22 protein-coding genes are annotated in these 26,166 nt (G+C 40.7%); 6 read left to right on the forward strand and 16 right to left on the reverse strand.

The features are described from left to right. Nucleotides 1-216 precede the first annotated feature (216 nt). From PL_RS04510 to PL_RS04545, 8 genes are all read right to left on the reverse strand, one after another. Nucleotides 217-2,049, reverse strand: a complete 1,833-nt coding sequence (locus tag PL_RS04510) for an arylsulfatase (protein ID WP_041878187.1) — start codon at nt 2,047-2,049, stop codon at nt 217-219. Further along, nucleotides 2,042-2,842 carry a thioredoxin domain-containing protein gene (locus PL_RS04515; protein ID WP_348621091.1) on the reverse strand — a complete coding sequence of 267 codons (801 nt, stop codon included), beginning with the start codon at nt 2,840-2,842 and terminating at the stop codon, nt 2,042-2,044. The genes PL_RS04510 and PL_RS04515 overlap by 8 nt, the downstream gene beginning before the upstream one ends. Next, entirely contained in the window at nt 2,842-4,437 is a 1,596-nt protein-coding gene (locus tag PL_RS04520; RefSeq protein WP_041878199.1) for an arylsulfatase, read from the reverse strand. The genes PL_RS04515 and PL_RS04520 overlap by 1 nt, the downstream gene beginning before the upstream one ends. Before the next feature lie 40 nt (nt 4,438-4,477). Beyond that, on the reverse strand, nt 4,478-6,037 hold the full coding sequence (locus PL_RS04525; protein WP_348621093.1) for a RagB/SusD family nutrient uptake outer membrane protein: 1,560 nt from the start codon (nt 6,035-6,037) through the stop codon (nt 4,478-4,480). Between the two features lie 6 nt (nt 6,038-6,043). Further along, nucleotides 6,044-9,205, reverse strand: a complete 3,162-nt coding sequence (locus PL_RS04530; protein ID WP_348621095.1) for a SusC/RagA family TonB-linked outer membrane protein — start codon at nt 9,203-9,205, stop codon at nt 6,044-6,046. Nucleotides 9,206-9,415: 210 nt separating this feature from the next. Then, the gene (locus tag PL_RS04535) at nt 9,416-10,453 is read right to left on the reverse strand and encodes a sterol desaturase family protein (RefSeq protein WP_082035800.1); all 1,038 of its coding nucleotides are present in this window, start codon (nt 10,451-10,453) and stop codon (nt 9,416-9,418) included. 22 nt (nt 10,454-10,475) lie between these two features. Then, entirely contained in the window at nt 10,476-10,643 is a 168-nt protein-coding gene (locus PL_RS04540; protein ID WP_162836331.1) for a hypothetical protein, read from the reverse strand. Between the two features lie 17 nt (nt 10,644-10,660). Next, entirely contained in the window at nt 10,661-10,819 is a 159-nt protein-coding gene (locus PL_RS04545; protein WP_162836332.1) for a hypothetical protein, read from the reverse strand. Nucleotides 10,820-11,822: 1,003 nt separating this feature from the next. Here PL_RS04545 and PL_RS04550 point away from each other — a divergent pair. Beyond that, nucleotides 11,823-12,473: a DUF6266 family protein gene (locus PL_RS04550; protein WP_348621096.1), complete on the forward strand. Its 651-nt coding sequence runs from the start codon at nt 11,823-11,825 to the stop codon at nt 12,471-12,473. Between the two features lie 12 nt (nt 12,474-12,485). Here PL_RS04550 and PL_RS04555 read toward each other — a convergent pair whose 3' ends face one another. Next, nucleotides 12,486-13,274 carry an NIPSNAP family protein gene (locus tag PL_RS04555; protein ID WP_041887255.1) on the reverse strand — a complete coding sequence of 263 codons (789 nt, stop codon included), beginning with the start codon at nt 13,272-13,274 and terminating at the stop codon, nt 12,486-12,488. Between the two features lie 190 nt (nt 13,275-13,464). Between PL_RS04555 and PL_RS04560 the strand changes: the two genes are divergently transcribed. The 4 genes from PL_RS04560 to PL_RS04575 all read left to right on the forward strand — a co-directional run bounded on the left by PL_RS04560 (nt 13,465) and on the right by PL_RS04575 (nt 17,127). Continuing rightward, nucleotides 13,465-14,247 carry an NIPSNAP family protein gene (locus tag PL_RS04560; protein WP_041887256.1) on the forward strand — a complete coding sequence of 261 codons (783 nt, stop codon included), beginning with the start codon at nt 13,465-13,467 and terminating at the stop codon, nt 14,245-14,247. A 157-nt stretch (nt 14,248-14,404) separates the two neighbouring features. Further along, nucleotides 14,405-15,001, forward strand: a complete 597-nt coding sequence (locus PL_RS04565; protein ID WP_041887257.1) for a TetR/AcrR family transcriptional regulator — start codon at nt 14,405-14,407, stop codon at nt 14,999-15,001. A gap of 5 nt (nt 15,002-15,006) precedes the next feature. Next, nucleotides 15,007-16,149: an FAD-dependent oxidoreductase gene (locus PL_RS04570; RefSeq protein WP_041887258.1), complete on the forward strand. Its 1,143-nt coding sequence runs from the start codon at nt 15,007-15,009 to the stop codon at nt 16,147-16,149. A 432-nt stretch (nt 16,150-16,581) separates the two neighbouring features. After that, the gene (locus PL_RS04575; RefSeq protein WP_052496648.1) at nt 16,582-17,127 is read left to right on the forward strand and encodes a GNAT family N-acetyltransferase; all 546 of its coding nucleotides are present in this window, start codon (nt 16,582-16,584) and stop codon (nt 17,125-17,127) included. Between the two features lie 33 nt (nt 17,128-17,160). On the opposite strand, the gene PL_RS04580 is transcribed toward PL_RS04575, so the two are convergent. The 3 genes from PL_RS04580 to PL_RS04590 all read right to left on the reverse strand — a co-directional run bounded on the left by PL_RS04580 (nt 17,161) and on the right by PL_RS04590 (nt 19,626). Then, a complete protein-coding gene (locus PL_RS04580; RefSeq protein WP_041887259.1) occupies nt 17,161-17,997 on the reverse strand; it encodes a hypothetical protein in 837 nt (278 codons plus the stop codon). Nucleotides 17,998-18,175: 178 nt separating this feature from the next. After that, nucleotides 18,176-18,907 carry a 4'-phosphopantetheinyl transferase family protein gene (locus PL_RS04585; RefSeq protein WP_052496649.1) on the reverse strand — a complete coding sequence of 244 codons (732 nt, stop codon included), beginning with the start codon at nt 18,905-18,907 and terminating at the stop codon, nt 18,176-18,178. A gap of 83 nt (nt 18,908-18,990) precedes the next feature. Then, nucleotides 18,991-19,626, reverse strand: a complete 636-nt coding sequence (locus tag PL_RS04590; RefSeq protein ID WP_348621100.1) for an NAD(P)H-dependent oxidoreductase — start codon at nt 19,624-19,626, stop codon at nt 18,991-18,993. Between the two features lie 227 nt (nt 19,627-19,853). On the opposite strand from PL_RS04590, the gene PL_RS04595 reads away from it, so the two are divergent. Beyond that, nucleotides 19,854-20,246 (forward strand): winged helix-turn-helix transcriptional regulator, encoded by a 393-nt coding sequence (locus PL_RS04595; RefSeq protein ID WP_052496650.1) that lies wholly within the window; start codon nt 19,854-19,856, stop codon nt 20,244-20,246. Nucleotides 20,247-20,280: 34 nt separating this feature from the next. On the opposite strand, the gene PL_RS04600 is transcribed toward PL_RS04595, so the two are convergent. The 4 genes from PL_RS04600 to PL_RS04615 form a co-directional block, all read right to left on the reverse strand. Continuing rightward, entirely contained in the window at nt 20,281-21,942 is a 1,662-nt protein-coding gene (locus tag PL_RS04600) for a L,D-transpeptidase family protein (protein WP_082036100.1), read from the reverse strand. Nucleotides 21,943-22,023: 81 nt separating this feature from the next. Then, entirely contained in the window at nt 22,024-23,241 is a 1,218-nt protein-coding gene (locus PL_RS04605; RefSeq protein ID WP_052496652.1) for an aspartyl protease family protein, read from the reverse strand. After that, on the reverse strand, nt 23,241-24,623 hold the full coding sequence (locus PL_RS04610) for a TlpA family protein disulfide reductase (RefSeq protein ID WP_348621102.1): 1,383 nt from the start codon (nt 24,621-24,623) through the stop codon (nt 23,241-23,243). Before PL_RS04610 ends, PL_RS04605 begins: the two co-directional genes overlap by 1 nt. 17 nt (nt 24,624-24,640) lie before the next feature. Continuing rightward, on the reverse strand, nt 24,641-26,152 hold the full coding sequence (locus PL_RS04615; RefSeq protein WP_160292171.1) for a PKD-like family lipoprotein: 1,512 nt from the start codon (nt 26,150-26,152) through the stop codon (nt 24,641-24,643). Nucleotides 26,153-26,166: the final 14 nt, after the last annotated feature.

Below are 26,166 nucleotides of genomic sequence, written 5' to 3' on the forward strand. Positions count from 1 at the left end.
CAAAACTGATACGCTTTAAGATCATGATAAAAAACGGACAAATGACTTATACATCCGCTTCAAACCAGTTTGGTTAGCTGAGAGTTTTATTACTGATACGGTTACACCACAAAAAAAATAAAGAACAATTTTTTCAGGCTTAAGATCAGTTAAAACCCCCGAAAGCGTCAAAGAACAACGCCTTCAGGGAGCTTTATCAATCAGATAATTTTTAAGCTAATAATTCTTGTGAATTCTGCCGTTATAGACATCATCCCAGGTGATATAGGGATAGAGATTATATTTCTTAGCCTGCACTTCAAATAAAGCCTTCAGTTCTTCCAGTTTCTCCGGATACTTACCAGCCAGATTGATCCGTTCATTAAAATCTTCATTCAGATTATATAATTCCCAGACATTCTCCCTGTAATTTTTAGGAATACCTTCTTTGTTATTGGCTACATCAATCAGATCAGGATGATAAGGCAATGCAGCCTTCCACCCATTGTTATAAATTGATCTGGCTCCGAATATATAATAATGCTGTATTGTATGTCTTGACGGAGCTTTAGCATTATCAAAAGAATAAACCAGAGAAGTTCCCTGTATAGAATCCTGTTTAATCCCCCTGATAAATTCAGGCGCTTTTATCCCGGTATATTCCAGCGTAGTTGGCAAAAGGTCAATAACATGGCTATACTGTGTGCGGATAGTCCCCTTATCTTTAATTCCTTTAGGATAATAAACAATTAAAGGATTGCGTGTGCCACCTTCAGAATCAGCATCCTGTTTCCACTGCTTAAAAGGCGTATTCAGCGCCTGTGCCCAACCCAGGGGATAATTACCCTGTATGGCATTTGGCGTACCGATTTCATTGATCACTTCCTGATTATGTCTGAATGATTCCTGTAAACTCAGCTTTGCAGAAGCAGCCCGCTGTAAATCAACAGTACCATTCAATGTCCCTTCTTTACTGGCTCCATTATCACCAATAATCACAAATACCAGTGTGTTATCCAATTGTTTAATGGTCTTCAGATAATTAATCAGCCTGCCAGCCTCATGATCCGTATAAGTCAGATAACCGGCATAAACCTCCATAAAACGCGTATACAGTTTACGCTCTTCATCAGTCAGCTTATTCCAGGCCTTAATATTTGGATTACGATCCGGCAGCACTGCATTTGCAGGAATGATACCCAGTTTTTTTTGTCTGCTGAATACTTCTTCTCTGAACACATCCCATCCCTTATCAAATTTCCCTTTGTACAGATCACTCCACTGCGTGGCTACCTGATGCGGAGAATGTGTTGCTCCCGGCGCATAATACAAAAAGAAAGGTTTCCCTGAAGCGGCCTTCTGCTGTCTGTCAATAAAACTAATAGCCTTATCGGTAATCTGTTCATTCAGATGTCTTCCATCAGGTTTAACGTGCGCGTTATCCTCCACCAAATCAGGCTTATACTGGTCTGTAGCTGAACCCAGAAATCCGAAGAAATGATCAAAACCCTTACCAGTGGGCCAACGGTCAAATGGCCCCGCATCACTTGCATCCTCATCCGGTGTTAACCCATATTTGCCAACAGCAAATGTATTGTATCCGTTTTCCCGAAGTATTTCGGCCACAGTTCCCTTATCTGAAGGAATCCTGCCATCGTAACCCGGAAAACCAGCAGACAAAGCCACATGCGAAAAACCACCTTCATGCACCGAATGACTATTGCGTCCGGTTAGCAGCGCCGAACGTGTCGGTGCACAAATTGCCGTAGTATGAAAATTAGTATACTTTAGCCCTTCATTGGCCAGTGTATCAAAAGTAGGTGTATTGATAATTCCGCCCAGCGTACTTGTGGCGCCAAAACCAACATCATCCAGCAAGATCCATACTACATTTGGCGCTCCTTTTGGGGCAGCCACTGGTTTAGTCCATGACTCTTTGGATTCGGCCAGGGTTTTACCAATTACTCCTTTAAAAGCCTCCTGCTGCTGCGTAATATTCTGCGCATATCCGGCTGTATAACTTAACCCGGTCACAACTGTAACCAAAGCAATAAACTGTTTTTTATTCATGTCGCTTCGTGTTTATATTGTTTTCTATTTCTTCTGCGGATGATAATCCGGCTTTTTTCCATACCTGTTTCCCTCCCTGAAAAAGTACCAGGGTTGGCAATTGATTAATCTTTAACTTTTTTATTAACAATGTGTTATCATAAGCTTCAATACGTATTACTTTAGTTTTAAAATCCTGTTTCTTCTCTAAAGAATCAAGAACAGGAATCAGTTGCTTACAGGCGCCACAGTATTTTGAGCCAAAATCAACGAGAACCAGTTCTGCAGATTCCGTTAAGGTTTCAAACTGCGCTGAAGACAGCTCTACTCCTTTTTTTGTATGACTGACTATAGGATAACCCGAACCTATCCAGTTCGCAATCCCGCCCGGAAGTACATGGACCTCCTTAAATCCTTTAGACCTGAAGTCAGCAGCGGCAGTAACGCTCCGTCCATTGGCTATAGAATAAACATAAACAGGTTTATCTTTTGATAAGGCTGCCAGCTTCCTGGCATAATCAGCAGCGGCAGGATCAATCCATATTGCTCCTTTTAAGTGGCTCTGAATGAACTCCTCACCACTTCTTACATCTACAAGCTGTGCAGCTGAAGATTTAACCCTGACTGCAAACTCAGCCAGGGTTAAAAAAGACTCCTTACCTGCCCCGGAAGAAATCTTTCCGGCAGCTGCAGAAGCTGATCCGCCAGCACCTGAAGACACCCGTCCATTAACCTGTATGCTTTGCTGTGCCTCAACTATTCCGGTCAGCGAAACGAGCCCGGTTAAAATAAAATATGCTATCTGTTTCATCATTATTTGATTTTGTTCCAATCCCTGACACCAACTTTAGCAGCCCATGCCAGGTACTTTTTTTCCAGTTGTTTTACTTTTTCAGGATAATCCTCCGCCAGATCATGAGTCTCAGTTCTGTCCGTTTTAAGATTATACAGCTCCCATCCGGCATTTAGTTCTGCAACCAGCTTCCAGTCCCCTTCCCTGATTGCTCTGCTCCCTTCATGCTCCCAGTAAAGTGCATCACTACGGCTGCCATGTTTACCCTTAAACACGGGCACCAGACTATGTCCTTCCGGTTTTTTCAGCTGATGCCCATGATATACTGCCGGATACTTCAATCCCGATACATCGAGCAAAGTAGGCAGCAGGTCAATTACATGCGCAGGTTCATCACTCCTTATTCCCGGTTCAATTACTCCAGGATAATAAGCGATAAACGGAGTCGAAATCCCACCCTCATGCGTATTCTTTTTGAATAATCTGAAAGGAGTATTACTCGCATTGCCCCATGGCGCTTCATAACTGTCAATCGAATTCACACTACCCGGAACCCCATTTTTCTGGATCACATCATTCGATTTTTTAACCTCATCAGCACTTCCGCCATTATCAGAAAGAAAAATCAGGAGAGTATTCTGATCTCTTTTAATTTGCTTCAGTTTATCCAGAATCTGACCGATGCCCGCATCCATCCGGTCAATCATAGCCGCATAAATGGCCATTCTGGTATCCCATTGATCTTTCTGCTGAGCAGACAAAAGATTCCAGTCACTGACAGCTTCGAAACGCGGAGACAGGGCCCATTCTTTATGGATAAGTCCCAGCTCCAACAGCTTTTTATAGCGCCTTTGTCTTAGTTCATCCCAGCCGTTCAGGTATTTGCCTTTATACCGGGCAATATCTTCAGGCAACGCCTGAATAGGCCAGTGTGGCGCATTATAGGCTACATACAGTAAAAATGGATTTGCGCTATCTTTAACTTCATCCAGAGATTTTAAGGCAAAAGCGGTAATTGCCTGCGTCAGGTATAAAGATGTATCCTGCCGTTCAACAGCCTGACCATTGCGTAAAAAATTCACAGTCCGGCCATCATTATACAATGGTTTTGAATTAAAATAGCTGCTTCCATTATTCTGTAAGGTGAATGATTTTTCAAATCCCCTGTTTACCGCCCAGGCAGCAGGCACCAGTCCGACATGCCATTTTCCGGAGACTATGGTGTGGTAGCCACCCGCTTTCAAAAGCTCACCAATAGTTGCGCAATTCGAATTAAGAAAGCCCTGATAGGCCTCAGACCCTTTATTCTGTACCATATCGCCCACACCAGCCTGATGAGGATACAGTCCTGTAAGCAGCGCTGCCCTTGAAGGGCAGCATCTTCCCGCATTATAAAACTGACTCATCACCAGTCCTTCTTTCGCCAGTTTATCTAAAACCGGCGTATGAATTTCAGCGCCGAATGCACCAATATCAGAGAAGCCCAGATCATCAGCCAGGATGACGACAATATTAGGTTTGGACTGTTGTGCTACAGCCTGTAAAACCGGCACTCCTAAAAACAGGAGCAGCAGAGCGGCACCATAATTCACCTTTATTTTACGCTGACTGAACATAGTTAAATATTTATTTTTTTTAAAAATCAAAGCAGACCTGCTACCAGCCCGCATTCTGCTTTAGTTTACTATTCAGATCGATTTCCTGCTGAGGGATCGGAAACAGTAAATGTTTGGGTACAGAAACATTGGTTTTTCCAACTTTCCTGAGTGCATCCTCCAGAATAACCTTTCCAGCAGCATCCTTTTCCCTGATCAGATCAAACCAGCGCTGATTTTCCCAGACCAGTTCAAGTCTGCGATCCAGATAAAGAGAATCCCTGAATTGGTTTTTTGTCAAGGTGCTGAAAGGAGTTAAACCAGCGCGTTCACGAACACGGTTATAAGCTGCATAAGCTTTTCCCGACGGCCCGTTGATTTCGTTCTCGGCTTCTGCCAGAATCAGCAGTACCTCCGCAAACCTGATCACCGGAACATTAGCCGCAGATTCACTCAGATTAGCAGCCTGCGCCGGATCCCAGTATTTGTTCAGATAAGGAATAGAATCACCGGGAATAGCTTTATCCACTAAATCTCCATACCATTTACCATCAGAACCTAAAAAACGCGTGACGAAAGTTCCGTTTTTCTTTCTTTTGTCATTTGCACTGTACAGCTTATAAATACTGAAATTCTTATCAGTTCCCTGCGTATAAAACCGGACCTGATCACTATAAATCCCTACCATTCCAGGTACGCCGGTACGCGCTCCCCTGGGTGCCTGATTATTGCCCTGTCCTAAAGAATTGGACTTGAACTGCGCAGATAAAATATGTTCCTTCCCATTTTTAAAAGCAGGAAGAAAAACCTGCGAATAATCAGCAAACAGCTCATATTTATAAGGACTTGCACCCGGACTATAAGGATATGGCCCGGTCACTTCTTCGGCTTTTAAAACTGCCTCAGTCCATTTTCCCTGCGTCAGGTAAACTTTGGCGAGCAGCGATTTTGCCGCACCGGCTGTTGCCCTGCCCAGATCTGCACCACTGTAACTATCAGGCAAGGCCGATGCAGCATCAGACAAATCTTTCTCCACCTGCGCATAAACTCCGGTAACAGGTGTTTGTTCAATGGCAAAATCAGTAATCGTCACCCCTTCCTGATCATGTAAAATCAACGGAACAGCTCCATACAGGCGCACCAGGTTGAAATAATACAGGCCACGCAGTAATTTTGCTTCCCCAACCAGTCTTTTCTTCAGCTCGTCCGTTAAAGCAGGATCTGCAATTACCGGAACCTTATCAATCGCAATATTTGCTTTCTTGATTCCTGCATAATGCTGCTGCCATAACTGTAATACCCGCAATCCGGTAGAAGAGTGATTGAGTACTGCCTGAGAGCGGACGTCGGGATTAGTTGCACCTGGTCCCGGGTCCAGATCATCAGACATAAAGTCCATACCTGTGGCAAACAGTGTATTATAAGGCGTCTGAACCGAAGTACCGCCAGAGTTTAAAAGAAAATAAACTGCATTTACCGCATTAACAGCATCTGCTTTGGTTTTATAGTATTCCTGCGCCGGAATAAAAGAATCAGGATTTTCTTTAAGTTTCGCACAGGAACTGATTATTCCGGCTATCAGAACCAGTAGAAAATATTTATCATTCGTTTTCATCATCATATCAAATTAAAAGGAAAGTGCAGCACCACCCATGATGGTCTTACTATTAGGATAAACACCATTATCCACGCCCGAATTGATCGCAGATTGTCCGTTGTAATTAGCTTCCGGATCATAACCTGTATATTTAGTCCAGGTCCATAAATTCTGTGCAGAAACATAAAATCTGATAGACTTTATCCCTGCTTTGTTTAATAATTTATGGGGCAGTGTATAGCCAAACGTGATGTTTTTCAGCCGCAGATAAGAGGCATCTTCTATAAATCTGTCTGAAATTGTCACAGCCGGATCGGTATAAGCATTATGCACATCTGTATTGGTATTGGTGGCCGTATAACGATTCAGTAAAGTGCGTGGCGCATTCGTATAACCTGTACCCAGTTCTAATGTTCCATTGTTCTGATTGTACAGCTTATTGCCATAAGAAGTCTGAAAAAACACCGACAGATCAAACCCGCTGAAACTGAAATTGTTGGTAATCCCTCCTGTAAACAAAGGCTGATTGGAAATGATATACCTGTCTCCTGCCTGTGTGATCTTACCATCACCATTCTTGTCTTTATATTGCTGTGCACCAGCAGTTTTATTACCCGAAGGAGTTAAAGCCTGAGCTGGCAGAGTCCCTGCAGGAATCAATCCGTCAGTTTTGTAGACGATAAAAGAGCCGATAGGATAACCAACTGCTGCAACTGACGGTAATGAACTATCTGGTATTAATTGACTTACATTATCCAGACTAAGCACTTTATTCCTGTTCAGGGCAAAGATTAAGCTGGTAGACCACTTGAGTTCGCCAACCAGGTTTTTAGTATTTAAGCCCAGTTCAAAACCCTTATTCTGTACTGCGCCGATATTCTGATAAATCTGGCTCTGGAGCGAAGAAAAATCAAACAAGCCACTTGTGGCCGGTACAGTAATGTTATAGAGCAAATCGGTAGTTTTCTTATAGTACACATCAGCTACCAGGTTAATCCGGTTATTGAACAAGGCCAGATCAACACCCAGATTATACTGTGCTGTTTTTTCCCAGGTCAGATTACGGTTGGCATTGGTTCCGGGAGCATATCCCGAGGCATTATTGCCATTGAAGTTATATCTGTAAAAAGCCTCTCTGGAATAAGACTGATAAGGTGGAATCTCCTGATTACCGGTCAATCCGGCACTGAACCGCAGTTTCAAATTAGATATAGCTGTGTTCCCTTTTAAAAAATCTTCCTCAATCACATTCCAGGCTAATGCTGCAGACGGAAATGTTCCCCATTGATGACCGTCCGAAAAACGGGAAGACCCATCTGCACGCAGGGTTAAAGTGAGCAGATACTTATTCCTGTAACCATAATTCGCCCTTGCCAGAAATGATCTTAAGGCAGTACGGTAGGAAGAAGAAAACGGGGTTTGAGAAATTATACCGGAAGAAAGATCATTATAGGTCGTTTCATCTGTGGCAAAACCTGCGGCTCCGGCAATGGCACCTTTAGTTACCGCAGATTCCTGTGTATAACCAAGCAGCACATTAATATTATGTTTGTTATCAATCAGTCTGGTGTAATTCAGCGTATTTTCGTTCAGCCAGCGGGTAGTAAATAAAGTACCTACCTGTGCCAGACCGGAAGTACCTGTCCCTTCATAAACTGTTGAAGGCAGATAGCGGTTCTGCTTGTTATCTACCAGCAGCACTCCTGCAGAAACTTTGGCCTGCAAACCATCAATAATCCGGTAATCTGCCGACGCATTTCCCAGCACCAGATTTGTCCGGGTTTCGTTCAGCTGATTGTATAAAGTATTGATAGGATTCCCATAAGTCCCTTCAAAAGGGCTTTTTAAATAAAAGGAACCATCTGCATTATAAATGGGCACAGCAGGTGTCATCAATAATAAATTAGGCACCACAGATTGCGGCGCTACCTGTGCTTTTGAGCTGCTGCCAGCAATATAAGACACGATTTTCAGCCGTTCATTATACTGATGTTCTACATTTAAACGTCCGGAATATCGGGTAAAATCAGTATGCTGCAATACTCCGTCCTGCTTGAAATAATTGCCTGAGATCGCAAATTTTGTCTTTTCTGTACCTGTTAAAATGGACAGGTTATGACTCTGAACCGCAGCCTTGCGGAAAGCTGCTGCCTGCCAGTCGGTTCCGGTTCCTAAAGCCTCTATTTGTGCAGGCGTATAATATGGAGCCCTTCCTGCATTAACCAGAGCATCGTTCCTCAGTTGCCCCCATTCCGCTGCGTTTAGTAAAGGGATAGTTTTCACAACCTGCTGCGAACCATAATAACTGTCAAAGTTTACCGAAGATTTCCCGGCAGTTCCTTTTTTAGTATTGATAATGATTACCCCGTTCGCTCCTCTTGAACCATAAATAGCTGTTGAAGAAGCGTCTTTTAACACATCTATCGATTCAATATCACCGGGATTTATAGCAGAAAGCAGGTTTATTTTAGGGCCGCTGGTTACCCCGGCATCAGCCAGTTTTTCATCATTGTAAAACGGAAAACCATCAATGACGTAAAGTGGCTGTGAACCGGCAGTCAGAGACGCTGTTCCTCTTACCTGTACACTTACCCCACCACCAGGCTGCCCTGTTGACTGCGTAACCTGCACTCCTGGAATTGATCCCTGAAGCAAGCGTTCCGGAGAACTTACCGGCTGGCCTTTGACTTCTTCCAGTTTGATAGAAGCAACAGAACCGGTAATATCTTTCCGCCGCTGCGTTCCATATCCAACTACTACAACGTCATTCAGATTATTGGTTGCTTCTTTCAATAAAATCTCCACCGGACTACCGTCAACGCTCAGTTCTGATTTTTCATAACCAATAAAGCTAATGATCAGTGTATAAGGAAACTTCTGTCCTGTTTTGAAATTGAATCTGCCTTTATCGTCGGTTGCGACCTTATGGGTAGTCCCTTTAATCTGAACCAGCACACCAGGCAAAGCCTCTTTGGTTTTTTCATCCAGTACCCGCCCTGTCAATGTTGAATTAATCAGTGGCTGATGGTCCTGTGCCAAAGTAAACAGCGGGAATAACGCTATCAAACTGACTATCAAAACAAAGTAGACAGTATAAATCAGCTTTTGAAGTGTAAAAACGACAGTGGTACTGATTACCGTATAGTTTAAAGCCGGGACATAACTCTCCCCGGCTTTAGCAAAATTTTGCATATTTTATGGTTTAAAAAAATGACACGATATAAGCAGGTCCAACGCCAATTGATTTCCTGTACTTATTAAATTACCCTCCGGGAGTAGCTAAAAATCTCCCCCTTTAATCAGCTTTGCCTGGCAAAAAGATTAAAATTTATCTTTTGATTTTCTGGTATAAACAATTCATATTTTTTGAATAATGAGGTGCGATATCCGGATAGTATCCGATTAAAAATGTGTTCCTGCCTGCAAGGCTACTTCTTTTAAAATCTGCTGTTCTTCTTCTTTTAAAGCCAGTTGTTCCTGTTCCTTTAGAATCTGCTGTTCCTCTTCCCGGTGTGCACTGATCAGCTCCTTTTCTGCCAGTAACCGGCTCAATCCATTTTCCTGCGGGACAACCACATCTGGTTTAACCATTGGACCATCAGCTGCCAGTTCGCTTCCTGCTACATTAGATTTAAAAATGGGCCATAATAACTGTGCATACCATGGATCTTCCTCATAATGTGAAATACCATATACTGCCGGATATTGCCTGGATAGATGAGCAGTTCCAAAAATGATATCCCATAAAAAGAACATATTTCCAAAATTGCCTTTATAATAGCCCACACCATCATCGGTAGTTGCCGCATGATGGGCATGATGGGTTGCAGGCGTAGAAATCAGCCGCTCCAATACCCAGGCAACAGGATGTAATATTTTGTATTTATAAAATGGTTTATCCCATGGAATACTGGAATGCGCCAGTGTGGTAATCGTACTTTTAATAGCCCCTACCACAATTCTCGGTGCTCCAAGCCCCAGATAAACCAGAATAGTAGTTACATAGGTTTGAGAAAAGAACAGCGTATAAATTGCATTCTGTCTGCTTGCCATGGCCATTCCCATATAGGGAGCTGAATGATGCGTCCGGTGAAAACGCCATAACCATGGTACTTCATGATGCAAACGATGATACCAGTATTGTGTCAGATCATCTGCAATGGCAATAATTAATACGCCCCAGCCAAAAGAGACCCAGTCAAACTGATTTCTGAATGCCGGAATTACAGCTGGCAGCAACTGAAGTCCAAAAAAGGCAATAGCAGGTCTGATTACCAGTTTAGGCAAGACAAAACAGGCAATATCAACCAGCTTCTCGTTTTTAGTCCAGCGCTTTTTGTACAATCCGAAAGAAAATTCCAGTATCCCCAGAACGAGTACCAGTACACTTAGTCCGTAACCATTCAGGTTCTCGATGACTTGTTGAATAATTTTAATCATTGTTTATGGTTTAGGTGGTTGATTATTGAGGAGTTGAAATCAGGCTGGTTTTAGGATTTTTCTTTAACCAGGGTCGCTGCCCCGTAAAATAAAAGGTTAAAAACATTAGTAAAATGGGCAATGCGTAGATAAACAGACTCAGGATTACATTCTTAATGATCCTTTTCTTTACAGCTTCTTCTATTTTCATGTGTATCTTTTGTTTTTTTATTTAAAATGGATAGTAGTTGGTGGTGACGAAGGATCGTCTGATAAAACTTTCTGGATGAGCCACAGCCCTCCCAGCAGAATGACGAGCGGAACTGTAGCTACTATAATTCCAACTACGATCTTCTTTCCAATTAATTGCAGATCTGAAATAGTCATATGATGAGGTTTTAGGTGCGAAATCAATCATCATGCGTTCAACCTGACGGGCAGAACTATAACTTAAGAAGGAAATAGAAAGGGCATAGAATTCCCCGGCCGGCTCTGAAAGAGATAACATGATGATTTTTCTTTAAATGACAAGATTTGAACAGTACCAACGCCAATTGAAATCTGTTCTTTTTTATTAGAAAGGCAATGATTTAAGAGATCAGCCTTTTGTCTATCGGGATAGAATCGTTAGCAACAACAACAATAGAAATCTGCATGATGAAAAAACACTAGATTTTCATTCGCAAAATTCCGTTTTAAACCGGTATGTAATTTTAATTTTAACATTGGTTATGTGCTGTTTTGTAGACCGTTAGTACAAATATATAATATGGTTTTCATAAATACAATTAAATCTACAAATTTAGTAGATTATATTAATGAATGTACGAATTCACATTCCTTATCCTATTTTCTTTATCTTTATCAAAGGTTTAAATGACAAGATTGAATCAGGTCCAACGCCAAATTTCTCCTGGTTCAGTTATTAGCCCCTGGGGGCCGTGCGGAAATCATGATTAATTTTCTGAATCCCGGACAGCCCCCTGTTTATGATGCTTTCTTTCTCTGCGAACTGCATTACTTTGATTAATGGCAGTTAATCCTTCAATAAGCCTGAAATCATTCTTCTTTAGCATATAGCACCACAACATTATAAATAATACTACAACATTGAAAATCTGCTTGTACCCGCTAAGTTTCCGGTACAAAATCAGTTCAGAAAACGGCCAGAAAAGGGCCGAAATTATACTTTTGTAAATGACTGATAATAAGGGTTGTACAACCACTTTGTTCAGACATCATTCAGACAACATTCAGAGGTTATACAGACAAGGTTCAGCTCCCTTCGAATAACAGCTGAATAAGCTCTTAATAATTTCTTATTTATACACTTATAACTATAATTCCAGAACACCTTTTCCCCTATATTGTAACACCAATCAGATCTATTATGGCAATTATACAGGAAGGCACCGTACTGGCAGGTATCAGAGGAAGAATCGGAAACGTGGTTATTTATACCTGGAAGAACAAGGTATGCGCCCGGTCATTACCTGCCAAACCCCGCAAAAAAAGGCCAAGAACTGTTCCACAGCAGGCTCAGGCTAATAAAATGAAAGTGTTAAGTCCGTTTTTAAATGCTGTTAAGCCCTTCTTAAGAACGGGTTTCAAACAAATAGCCGCAGGCAGGAACATTACGGCAAACAATGCAGCCAAATCTGCCAACCTGTTAACAGGTATAAAGGGTGAATTTCCTAACCAGGAGATCAGCTGGGACACTATTTTAGTCGCCGACGGGCCACTGCAAAAGCCAGAAAATGTAACCGTTCAGGTAGCAGAAAACGCCTTTCATTTCACCTGGAACAAGGATAAGACCGCAGAAAGCAATCCAAATGACAGAGCCATTATCCTGTTATACAGTAAAACCTACAGGCGCCCCCATATCAATTACAGTGGTGCCCGCAGAGACGAGTTAAAAGACACCTTTTACCTCGATCCTTTTTACCTGAAAAAGAATACCTATGAAGTATTTATAGCTTTTAAAGATGTCATGAGCGACGAAGTGTCCAAAAGCGTCTATTGCGGCAGATTTATAACTTAGATAAAAAAACCGCTAAATCTGCGAAAAAGCAGCTGGCACCAGCAGTGTTGAAGTAATCTTACTCACCAGTAAAGCATCGGCGTATCCTGGTACAGTACTTATCTTTTTCCATTCCGGGTCATTCACAAAACTTTTCCAATGTGCATCTTTAGCTGCCATGTCATCAAAAGTAAGCATATAGGTCAAATTTGGTCTTAATGGCCCGATTACGGTTTCTCCCCAAAATACAGGTTTAAAGCCCAGACGTTTGAAAATATCAATCTCCCCCTGATCATTAAACATCTCTATCTTCTTTTTCCCAGCTGCCTCACTTGCACTCTGATACTGACGGAGTTCAAAAATACGGGTCTTGTGATCAGGGGCTATCATCTTTGGGGAGTGTGCAAAAGCTTTCATGATCGAGCTTTCTATACGTTCATAAGCCGGTTCAGTTGCCGGAGCATGCAGATAAGCCTCTCCTTTTTGCTGATATACCCTATCATTTTCCAGTTTAGTCAGTACTTCGTTGAAATGCAAAAGACTATGATAGGCTATTAACACAAATAACCTGGTTTGTCCGGCAGGTTTTAATTCCGTAAATACACCAACATGCTGAACCTTTAACCGGTTATAGGCAGGAATAGCAGCTTTACTATAAAAATCTTCTACGATACCTTGCTGTACACTATTTTTCAGCGTATAAGTTCTTAATTCATAAAATTCGGCTGAGGTATCTGTAAACATTGCATTGCCGGCAACAGGACCAGCCATTGCAGCAGCACCAGTTATTAACGAGGTTTTGACAAAAGAGCGTCTTTTCATATCAGGAGTCTGGTTAAACTAATTTTTAATTAGCAATTACAGGATTAATATAGGTATTTATAATTATTACATCAAACCTGCTTCTTCTGCTGTAAAAATAAACGTTGCAAGAAACCCAGATTTGCAAAAAAGAGTTATTTTCCTTATAATTATTACCCGGATCAACTCACCTACTAAACTCATAATCAACATGCAACGCAGGAAATTCCTTCAATCTTCATTAGTGGCTACAGCTGGTATAGCCCTAAACGTAAACCCTGCAATTGCAGGGGATATGTATCCGGTACAAAAAGAAGTATACGAATGGCGCGAATATGAAATCCGCTTCGGTTCTGACCAGAGTCAGCTGGAAAATTATTTTAAAACCGCCCTTATTCCTGCATTGAATAAACAGGGTGTAAAAACAGTGGGTGTGTTTAAGGAATGGGCTCCATCAGAACCAGCTAAATTCTATTTACTGACACCCTATTCTTCTCTTGATAACTATCTTTCGGTAAATACAAAAGTAAAAGCTGATGCAGATTACATCAAAAACAGCGCAGCATATAACAGCTTACCAGCCGATAAACCAATATACAGCCGTTTTACCTCATCTTTGATGATTGCTTTTGATGGTTTTCCTAAAATAGTTCTCCCCTCAGGTGAATCACGGATCTTTGAATTAAGGACATATGAAGGCAACAGTGAAGATGCCGTAAGAAGAAAAATCAAAATGTTCCATGACGGGGAGTTTCCTATTTTCGAAAGGGCAAAACTGAATCCTGTGTTCTGTGGCGAAGTGATTGCCGGCGACAAATTACCCCGTCTTACTTATATGATCACCTGCAACAGCATGGATGAACGCAATAAAGGATGGTCTGCTTTTGTCGCTGACGCTGAGTGGAAAAGATTAGTATCCGACCCGCAATACGCCAATACCATTTCTAAGATCAGTAATACTTTTTTGGTTCCTGCGTCATATTCACAGGTATAGCAGCTTAATCTACCTATAATTAAAAGGGATGATCCTGCGGGGTTATCCCTTTTAATTTAAACCTCTTTTTTTAACATAAAAATATGACATAACAAACCTAGTAAGTAAATAAACATTTACTTACTTTTGTGACGTAATCAATGATTATCGATTTGTCATGAGACCAAAAAATTTAGAAAAAGAAGAAGCCATTCGTACTATTGCCCTGCAAATCATTGCAGAAGAAGGGCTCGAAAACCTGAGTATGCAGAAGCTGGCTAAAGCAGCTAACGTATCACCCCGTACAATCTATATTAAATACGAGAACAAAGAAGACCTTCTGGTCAAACTTTTTATTGAAGAAGTACTCGGAGCTTATGAAAAAGCGGTACTGGCAAATTTTGATCCGGAGATGGATTTTGCCAAAGGCGTAAAAAAGATATGGCAGAATACATTTCAGTATTTAAAAAACAACAGACACGCTTTTGTATTGCTTCAGTATGGACAATCATCGCCTCTGCTCAATAAAGCATTTCAACAGGCAAATATTAAAGAAGGGTATTTCTTTGCCCCCATTCACCATTTTCTTGAACTGAATGCAACTAAAGGCATCATTAAAAACTATCCTGTACAAATACAGCGGGCGCTGTTGTTTTCTCCGGTTTTATCCCTGATCAATGAATATTTTGAGTATCAGGACAGACCAAAACAAATTATTACAGAAAAAATACTGGCAGACTGCTGTGATACAGTAATTAAAGGAATATTGATCTAAACACCATGAACATAATTACAGGTAAAAAAATAGCTATTGTAGGCGGCGGTCCGGGCGGGTTAACGCTGGCAAGACTTTTACAGCTGAACGGCGCTGAGGTAAAAGTATATGAAAGAGACAGCAACAAGGATGCCCGCACGAAGGGTGCCACGCTTGATCTGCACGAAGAATCGGGTTTGAAAGCAATTCGTGAAGCCGGATTAATTGACCAGTTTCACGCAAATTTCCGTCCTGGTGCAGAAAAAATGCGCATTATGGACAAAGATGCCAGAATTGTATTCGAAGATAAAACCGAATCAGCTGATCACATTTCACGTCCCGAAATTGATCGTGGACCACTGCAAGACATCTTGCTGGAATCCCTGCAGCCAGGCACTATAGTCTGGGACAGTCACTTTGTAAAACTTTCGCCGCATAATGACTCCTGGGAAATTACATTTAAAAACGGGAATTCAGCTTTTGCGGATATAGTTATTGCAGCAGATGGTGCAAATTCAAAAATCCGTCCTTATATCACAGCTATAAAGCCATTTTACTCTGGGGTAACCATCGTAGAAGGTGCTGTTTATAATTCAGAAACAGTGGTTCCACGAATACACCAGGCATTAAATGGCGGAAAAATATTCGCCATGGGCAGTGAAAAAAGCTTAATTATAAGTTCCAAAGGAGATGGAAGTCTGGTATTTTACACCGGATGCAAAACAGCGGAAAACTGGGCAGAAACATCAGAAATTGATTTCTCGGATAAAGCTCAGGTGCTGGAATGGTTTAAAACAGCTTATGCAGACTGGGATGAGTTATGGGTAGAATTATTTGAAAATGCAGCAGCCAGGTTTGTACCGCGTCCGCAATATTGTATGCCTTTTGATCAAACATGGGAAGCACAACCAAATTTAACTATGCTGGGTGATGCAGCACATCTGATGCCGCCTTATGCTGGTGAGGGGGTAAATATGGCTATGCTGGATGCAGTAGAGTTAAGTCAGTGTCTCCTAAATGCAGAATTCACTGACACAAAATCTGCTATTGCCGCTTATGAAAACCAGATGCGTTTAAGAGCATCGGCAACTGCAAAAACCACGATGGATTCGACAGCTGCTTTACACTCAAAGGAGGCTATTTCTTTTCTTCTTGATATAGTCGGTTAAAACGAACCGGCTATTTCCTCCGCCTGCCCGTCAGTATTTATAAAAAAATTATTCTTACAGATATTATCTTAATTTTCTTTTTATATATTTGCTATTATGATTTTGTAACGCCGAACATCACATAGCCTCATTCTGACGGCCTGTATATCTTTCCCAAATTCAGGGAGATGTTCTTCTGTATAGCTTATAAAAAGAAATTCCATCTGCTGTTAATTTATCTTTAATAGTATTAATTTAGTTGCTGTTAATTCTTTTTAAGCGAGCTTTCTTTTTATTCATCAGCCTCCTGCCATTAAGCAAAGCAACAAGATATATTCCCCCGTTATCAGGGCTAAATTATTTAAAAAATAAATTTGGATTAAGCAATAATAACAGACAAAACGCTCAGTCAAAGTCCTAAACCGCTACCAGCTGAGCTCAACGAATATAAAAATGGTAAATACAGAAAGACTAGTTATCCAACCATTAACTTTTAGCCAGCTTAAAAAATACATTTTAGCTGATGGGTCTTTAGAAGAAGAACTAAAAACCAAACATATACCCAGAGTAATTTCCGCCGAACTTAAAGATGCATTGGAACATACTATTTTTCCGGCTATGGAAAGCGGGTATCAGAATTACCTTTACTCTACCTTATGGACAATCATTACCAAAGACTGCAACCATATTATCGGTGATCTGTGTTTTATCGGGGAACCTAATTATGAAGGAGAAATAGAGATTGGTTACGGCACTTATGAAAGGTTCCAGGGCAAGGGATATATGAAAGAAGCTATAAGTGGCATGATCGCATGGGCTGCAGAACAAGATAAGGTAAAATCCATAATTGCGCATACGTTGAAAAGTAATCAGGCCTCCTACATGTTACTGATTAAAAACAATTTCCGGCAAATTGACGAAATGGAGTTTTTATACAAATGGGAAATCCGGCTTAAAGATCAGGTGAGTAAAGAAACCTGGTTACGACCTACCTCATAACAAAAACAGCTGCCTTTTTTACTAATCAGGCAGCTATTTTTTCCCTTTTACCCAATCTTTGATCCGTTTAAAAAGGTCTTTTTTAAGCGGTTTGGGCCTTCCGTCATGGGTTATTCCATTGTTGAAATTATAGACCAGTTTTTCGGTGTAAGTCTTTAAATGCGGAGCAGATTTAAGTTCTTCCAGAAACGGAGCTGCATTATGGTTAAGCGTTGCATTCATAGAAATGCTCTGATATTCACTTCTAACCAGATCGGGTGCATTGTTATTGACAGGGCTATTTCCATTTTCAGCAAAATAGTCCAGATGGAAAATCTCAGGATTTAGTTTTTTGAGTCTCTTAGTCCCTTTTCTTTCATTTCTCCAGGGATGTTCACCGGGCTTTAACTGTGCTTTGAAAAAAGCTTTATTCCACAGTGAAACCTGATGCGACATTAAGAAATTACTTTCTTTATTATCCAGCCTGGACACATTAAACCCTTTAATTGATAAGTCAGTACTGCTGGTTTTAAATACAGCTGATGAATTGAGCTTAACCAGTTTCCAGCTATTGGCTAATGTCAGTTTAAAAAGTTCTGCAAAAAATTCCGGATCAACTGGTTTATTCAGCCACATATCTTCCTGAAAATACAGTACGTATTCCTCATCCAGCTGATCAAACAGATTTGAAAGACGGTTACTCCACTCTCCTTTTCCTGATTTAATGTTTTTAAAGTTTGCCAGATCAGCCGATATTTCTTCGGTAGCGAAATAATAATTTACAGGAATATCAAAATCCCAGTTCTTTGAAAAGAAATATTCAAAACCCTTAAAAAGCAATTCGTATCTGTCACAAGCATGTACAATCAATGCTATATTATTCTTTTTCATCTTATGTTCATTTCACATTGTGCTAGCTGCACCTAGTGGCTTCATTGCAAAAAAATACCGGTTATCCGGATCGGATAATTTTGTTTAATCCGGGCAATTCCAAAAGTAAACATATTTCAGCTACCAGAAATACATAATGCTTTATCTATGAATAAAATGAGGATTATAGCTTTGTCTGTTAAAGATATAAACGTCTGATCACAGCCAGATCCAGCACACTTTTACGCGGTAATACTACAGACCAGGCATGATCAGCTGAGATCCACGAAATGGCCTTGTACTGAGGGAAATTGATAAAATCAGCGATCACAATACCTTCCTTAACTTCTGCACTTTCAATTTCATACAAGGCAAAGGGAGTCATTAAACCTGTTTTAAGTACCTTAGACAGAGCTTCCTTCATAGTCCATAACAGCGCCAGACTCAGGTTTACATCGTTGTTAATCAGATGGAGTTTTTTGCTTTCTCCGCTTGTGATCACCTCTCTCATTGTCTCACTTTGTCCGGGATCAACCGCCTCTACGTCAACCCCCATTGGATGGCCTTCCTGAAAAACAACCGCCATCCCCATCCGATCTGTATGTGCAATACTCAGCTGTATATTACCTCCCTGCGGCAGGTACAGTACCGGCTGCTGAAATATTCCGGAACTTATCTGTACCTCGGTCAGTACCATATGATCTGCAAAAGCACTTAATGCGCTTTTGGCGGCATATCTTCCCAATAAATAACTATGCTGAACTTTGGGCAGTTTCAACGTATGAAGATGGTTTACTTCACTTTCATGCAAAAATGAGTGACAGTTATTCTTTAATACAATGAGGGGCTGGTTTACCGCAGCTATAGCAGCAGGAAACAGCCCCCCGGTTCGTTGTAAAACAAATTTTTCAACAGCAATATTATCTGGCATATATCAATTGATTATCCTGAAAGGGACAATGTCCCGGTCAATATATAAACAAGAACCTTGAATTCAAAAGATAATAGCCGATCTTATTTAAATTCGATAACAAAATCAGTTAAAGGTGTACGCACCTTTTTAAGATTGACCAGCCAGTCTTCGTTTTCATCTCTGTATCCAAGAGGCAGTAAAGTTGTACTGCGTAGCCCCTGTTCCTTTAAACCTAACAATTTATCTACATTCAATGGATCGAAACCTTCCATAGGTGTTGCATCAACTCCTAAAAGTGCAGCTTCTGTTATGGCAATACCGAAACTAATATAGGACTGTCTGGCAGCATGATTAAATTGCTCTTCGGAAGTCATTTTTTCAAAAACACCCAGAATGTAATCGATGTTATCCCGGCTTTTGTCTTCAGGTAGTCCTCGTTGCCGGTTAGTGTGCCTGAACACCTCAAGTACTCTTTTTTCTGTATAAAGATCCCAGGCTGCAAAAATCAGCAGATGTGAACAGTCCGTAATCTGCGACTGATTGTAACCTACAGCTCTTATTTTTTCTTTTAACTCCTGATTCGTAACTACAATTATTTTATAGGGCTGCAAACCATAACCAGACGGAGCGAGCTGTGCTGCTGCTATGATCTGATCAACTTTATCCTGCTGAACCTTTTGATCACTATCCATTTTTTTTGTAGCATATCGCCAGTTTAATGCTTTTATTATACTCATTAGTTTTAATTTTATTTTGTAAATCTTTAGTAATTACCTACCGGATATCAGATTTGAATGAAGACCAGTGCAGATGATCTGATCTGGCAATTCCTGAACTCCATTCCTTTTGAATTGTTAAAGACAACAAAAGTACCTATATTTACTAACCAAAGGTTACTACTATACTAAAGGTTAGTGCTAACCTTTAGTATAGTAAACTGATTTACAGATATAAAGAGAATTTCATGAAAGATCTAATTGAAGATGAAATACCATTTTGCGAGGGTAATCACACCAGGGAAGATTCTAAAAAAGACTTAATAGCATTAGAAGATACACTTTATGTTATTGGTGGTAAATGGAAGTTAAAAATCATTAATGCACTTTACGTTAATGGAAACAGCCGTTTCAATCAATTACAGCAGATCGTGACAGGCATATCTGCGCGGGTATTATCCAAAGAGTTAAAGGAAATGGAATTGAACGGATTCATCAAACGAAATGTGTATACGGATACACCCGTGGTAATCACTTATGGAATTACATCATACTGTAGTACCCTGGGCCCGGTATTAAGCACATTAATAGAATGGGGAAACACTCATAAAGATAAAATCAGGAAAGATTACAGAAACTAAGTCGCTGACCCCTTATTTCCGGATAGGCGCATACTTAAGGCTTAAAAGATATATCAGCTTTTTGCATTCCTTCATAAACGACCTTGTCCAGGTCATAGATATCTTTTGCATAGACCAGTGCTCCTTTATCATTTAGCCAGGCTGTATAATAAAAAAGACGTATCGGAACCTGTTGAGGTAAACCAATAAATTTTGCGCGGGGATAACCGCTCCCCATCCCACTTTTGACCAGGTTGTAGTTTTTATCCTGGCCAAATAAAGCGGAAGCCAGATCCAGTGGCTTCTCTACCCGGACGCAACCATGACTAATAGCGCGCATTTTCTGTTTAAAGACTGTACGTACGGGGGTATCATGCAGATATACACTGCTTGCATTAGCAAAAAGGAACTTAATTTTGCCTAAAGAATTTTTAGATCCGGGTTGCTGCTGAAAAGAGTATTCACTGATATCGGCAGCTGCCCAGTCAATAGACTCTGTATCTCTGATCAGTTTTCCTTTTTTAAAGGTCCTGATATTGTTATTGGCCAGATAATACCGGTCATCAGCTGCATACCTGGAAATCTCATTACGGGCAATACTCTGCGGAATATTCCAGACCGGATTGATTTGTACTAAACGTATCATGCTGCCTATCTGAGGGGTTTGCTTGTCACCAGGCTGCCCTACGCAAACATTCATATGCAAGACTGACTTTCCCTCATCCATTACATCCAGGCTAAAATCTGTAATGTTAACCAATACAAACTTTTGTCCGGCAGGCTTATTTTTCCATCTTAACCTTTCCATGTTTACAACCAGCGTTTGCCTGGTTTGTGCGCGCAGACTGTCCCTGGTTTCTTTACTTAAAACCGGTTTGACTTTTTCTTTAATTACCTTTTTATTTTTCTCTTTCAGGTTCTGTTTCATCGTCTTAACAGCAGACAATTTATCTGTTGTTTTATTTTTAACAGCAACTGGTTCTTTAATGGTAACTGTATCTTGTTCGAGCTTAACCAGAGCCTTTTGTAAGGCACGGTAAGTCTTGTCTTTTGGCTGTATACTGTCCAGGTAATTTTTAAGGTTAGCTATGGCAAAAATTCCGGTAACAAAACTACTGTCCGGCAAGAGTGTAGGTACTGCATAATGTTCATATACCTGAGCAGGATTTACAGTTCCATATTGCAGCGCGATACTGTATCTGATCAGGGAATTGACAACGGATAATTCGAGCTTTGCTAAACGACGATGGACTTTAACTGTATCGGATGATTTATAATCCTTCACTTCGTTCAGCTGCTGCTTTAAATCATCTGCCATAAATAGTCTGGCATCCAATCCATGACGATCAGCATGATTTAAATATTCCAGTAAATTCTGCAATTGATTATCCGGCAGGAATCTCGGTACCAATATGAGCTGATAACCTCCTTTTTCGTAAAAACTGCTCACCATTGCCGGATAAGGCAAACCGGCCACTTCCTTTTCCAGAATATCTTTGAATGATGAGCGTAATTTTTCCTTTTGCTGCGCAGCCTTAAGACGCTGCTTTTCTGAAAGATCAATAGTACTGTCTTTTTTGCCAGCAACTTCGGTATCAATAACCTTAGTCATGGTACCAGCGGCCTGACGCTTAACTGTACAGGAACTGATCAGGAGCATACCGATCGTTATGACTATAAAGAGCTGGCATGAGTTATAACGATCGAAAGCTTTCATTTTATTCTTCAGAAACACAGATGTTTAAGAAGAACAATTTTTCATCATTTATTGTTTGGCCTCAAAAAAATAATAGCTGATTTATTTATGGATCAGTTCTTTTTGCAATTTACCTTCCTTAAAATATTCCACAGTATATTGCGCTCCTGCACCGGCTAAAATTAAGTGCTCAATTTTTTCCGGATGATGAATCAGCTCACTGCTTTTAACTTTGTTAACAGTTTCAAGAATGCACCCTGGTTTAAGTACAGCCTGCGTATTGAACTTAATATTATCAAATACCTGAAGTTTTCCATCTTCATTAAAGCCGACCAGATATTCACCCAGTACAAAATCAGCGGGATAACCGTAAGAGTGATTTGGAGTCAGATGGATTTCCATTTTCCTTGTATTGATCGTAAAGTTATATTTACTGATCAGTCTTGCCCCGACAGAACCATCAAAACCAGGGTTCCAGTTCTCTGACGTCCCCCCACCAGACATTAGGGTTACGAGCAGATTTTTTGCTTCCATTACCTTACCGAAAGAAAATGAAAAGGCCCTTCCTGTAAAAGTTGGTGTACTCACTCCCATACTGGTTGTACTGCCGTTATAAATAGCTTTAAAGCCATCAACCAGTAAGCGGTTTTGTTTTACAAATGGCCTGAAACAAATCAAACTGTAAGCCGCTCCGGTATCAAAAACAAAGGAACCATTTTTAGCTTTCCCTGGCATGATATTTAAACTGCCTGGCAGAATGAATAATCCCGCTGGCGAGGTTACCGGTATAGTTTGTCCTCCTTCTTCGTATTGATAACCTTCCGGCTCATATAGTGATAGTTCTTTTTTATCATAATCAACTTTTGTTATATATCTTTTAGTGATTACATTTCCTATCAGTCCGTCTGTGCCGCCATGCAGCTCTTTAAAGATAGCGATACTCTGGTTTTTCACTTCAAAGTTTCCCAGATGTACTGTATTTCCTTCAGAAACGGAAATCTCCATATTCCCGCCCACAACTGATGTTTGTTGTTTACGACTTACTTTAAGTCCGAGTGAATCAGCCAGTCCCTGCGAAACAGCCATTCCATCAGCTCCGGTATCAAAGAGTAAGCGCAAGGGTCTGCCCGAACCATTGAGTTTCAGGGTAAGGATGACAGCACCATTGCTTACTTCAACAGGTACAGTCACTTTCAGTAATCCGGCATTCGGTGCGGCAGCAGCAGCACTCTTTTGTGCCGCCGATGGTCTAACCAGGGCAGCACAAAAGAAAAGACTGAAAAAACATGTTTTTTTAAGTGTAGAAAAGAAATTATTCATTAGTCGAGCAGTGTTTTTTCTAATAAAGCTTTTAATTCAGGACTGGATGGTCTTGGGGAATCAACCGTAACAATTTTTCCTGCTTTATCAAAAACCATAAAACGTGGAATTCCGGTTATCTTATAATATTTGGCAATTTCACTCCAGCCAGAAGCAAATAACTGTGTTCCTCCCAGATGATCGGTTTCAATCATTTTCAGCCATTTATCTTTGTCTTTAGCTTCATCAACTGAGATACTGACAAACTCCACATTTTTATCTTTCATTTCTTCTTCCAGCTTTTTAAGATGAGGGATTTCTCCTTTACAGGGTCCGCACCAGGTCGCCCAGACATCTATCAGTACAACTTTACCTTTCAGGTCTTTCATACTGACCATTTTTCCGGTGTGATCCGGATAAGAGAAATCAAGACTGGCTTCTCCTGCTTTATAAGTTAATAAAGGAGACATAATCTGCTCACTTTTCAATTTCTGCTCTTTGGTCAGCACGTATTTACCGTAGGCTGCCATCAGACTCTGATAATCACTGAAAGACTTATAACCTGAAGCCGTTTGTAAGACCATATCTCCTTTCAGGGTATCATTAGGCAGATAGCTAAAGAAATCTTTCATTCCTTCCAGTCCGCTTTTATATTTGACCCCATCTTTTCGCATATCCACGCTAACCAGTGCAGATAAAACCCGCTGTCCCCATGGATAACTATAAACCTGTCTGGTATTTTCAGCAAAATCGGTAGCTTTCATTTGACTATAATATGGGCTGTACTCTTCGACCGAAGGATGTGCGCTGCGTGGAGTATTCAGAAAATTCGTCGCATAAGAGGCCATATCAAGCTTAAGAATACCTTTTATTGCCTGATCAAATTTTTTATTCCCGGTTGCCTTTCCGTTTAAGAAGCCTTTTGCTTTTACTGCGGTAGCTTCCAGCTGAGGAAAGAAGTCAACATAAGTGCTCTGGGTTTTCATAAAATTAATTGACTTCTGTTCTATTGGATTTACCAGGTCATGCCACTGGGTTAATACGACATTCTCTTTGGAATTGAGTTTTCCATTCAATACATAACCCGTATCCAGCAGGGTCAGAGAAAGTTTTTCTCCTCCCTTGAAATAGAATTTATAGTTGTCATTAGGGCTCATTTCATTTCCCAGCCCCACTACGTATAAACCTTCATACTCCGGATAAAACACAAAGCCAAAGCGGCCCTCTTTATCCGGTTTTACAGTAGAAGTTTCTACTGTTTTGCCGTCAGAGACCTTAAAAAGTCTGATTGGCTTACCTGTTTGTTTTTTAATTGAACCAGTAATTTCAACTGGTTGCTGGGCCACTGCGGCATAGGCCGACAACGACAGCAGCGCAATGCTGCAGAATTGGATCATCTTCATAATTTGGTTTTATTGGTCTAGCGTTCTCTATAATTTATACTTTGTATTTTGCCCATCCCGGTAAAGGATTGTGATAATTGCAGGTCAGCATTGAGCGGAGGAACAATAAACTGTTCCATTGTGCCATTGGAACCATCCACTCCTGAAGGATCGTAACTGCAGACAATCAGCTTATTGCCATCTTTATATTTGAAGGATTTATAGTTCTGAAATTTCAACAGCGATATGCCGGCATTTCCTTTATCGAGCATGAGTTTTGTAGTCTTTAAAGACATATCATATTCATAAACCTTACTGCCTACATTGTAAAACAGATATCCAAGATCCGGGCTGATAGCATATTGTTCTGCCCGTGCAATACCGGTCCCTGTAATTTCTGCGTAATAGGACTGCGCATTGGTTTGACTGTTAAAACGGGCCAGGTATCTTTTCTCTGAGGCAGGATCTTTCAGCACAGCAAAGACTTCACCCCCGTTAAACCCGACCCAGTTCATAAATAAAAGGTCTTTACCAGTAGAAAAACTGAATAATTTATCAGCGGGATCGGGAATAGTTGTACTTGAGGCAGCCGGATAAATATGTTTCACAAAACGTTTATTGGTCTGATCGTACAATATGGCGGGCACCTCTGACGAAGTCTCATCATTAGCTACAAAAGGAGCTACAGTAAATGATTTTTTATCAATATCAATATAATTTACCGGCGTTGCATAGTAAATATTTAAGGCCCTGAAATAGTAATAAACATTGCCTTTGCCCAGCATATAAGCTGCATTACTCCCCGCCTGTCTGATCAGATCTGCATAAAAACCTGTTGGAATAGCTCCAAACATCTCATATTTAAGATCCATGGTTTTAGTCCATTTGAAGGTCTCGGGGTTAATCTTGGTTGTTGTCTGATCCGTACCTACATACAGCCCATAGGAAATCTTATCCGGACCAATAAGCAAACCCGTACTGTAGGTATAGACCATAACCGGTTTTCCTTTGAGTTCCAGTCCGGAGGCCGTGGTTTTCAGTAAATCGGTAATGAGCGTAAAATTCCCATCACTCTTTTTAGACAGCATATCCAGCCTGGCAGTCCCGCCAACTTCGGTGTTGAGTAACCAGCCCTCATTAATCTCATTTTTCACGTTTAACTGGAATCTTTTGATAAATTTAATTCCGGTGGTACGATCAGTAACCGTATAGTAAAAGGTATAACCCATGGGTGCCAGCCCCATAACCACATCCAGATTTTTTGTTTTGGCATAAGTATAGGTCGCATTTCCACCTAATCCGTTTGGCCCTTCATAAACCCAGGTATAACTGTATCTGGAAGTATCGCTCCCCTGGTCCATTGTGCTTTTAATCTCAGGTTTGAGCATAAACCGGGTACCGTAAATGGCAGTCACTGTATCATTGCTGCCCAAAGTGGTAAATTCTACCTTATTGACTTCTGTATAGGTATAATTACCCAGATCTTTTTTGCAGGAAAAAAGAATCAGCACAGCAAAAATAACCAGGCAGATATATTTTGTTTTTAACATGATCGTTCGGTTTT

It is taken from the genome of Pedobacter lusitanus, assembly GCF_040026395.1.
GTDB classification, from domain to species: domain Bacteria; phylum Bacteroidota; class Bacteroidia; order Sphingobacteriales; family Sphingobacteriaceae; genus Pedobacter; species Pedobacter lusitanus.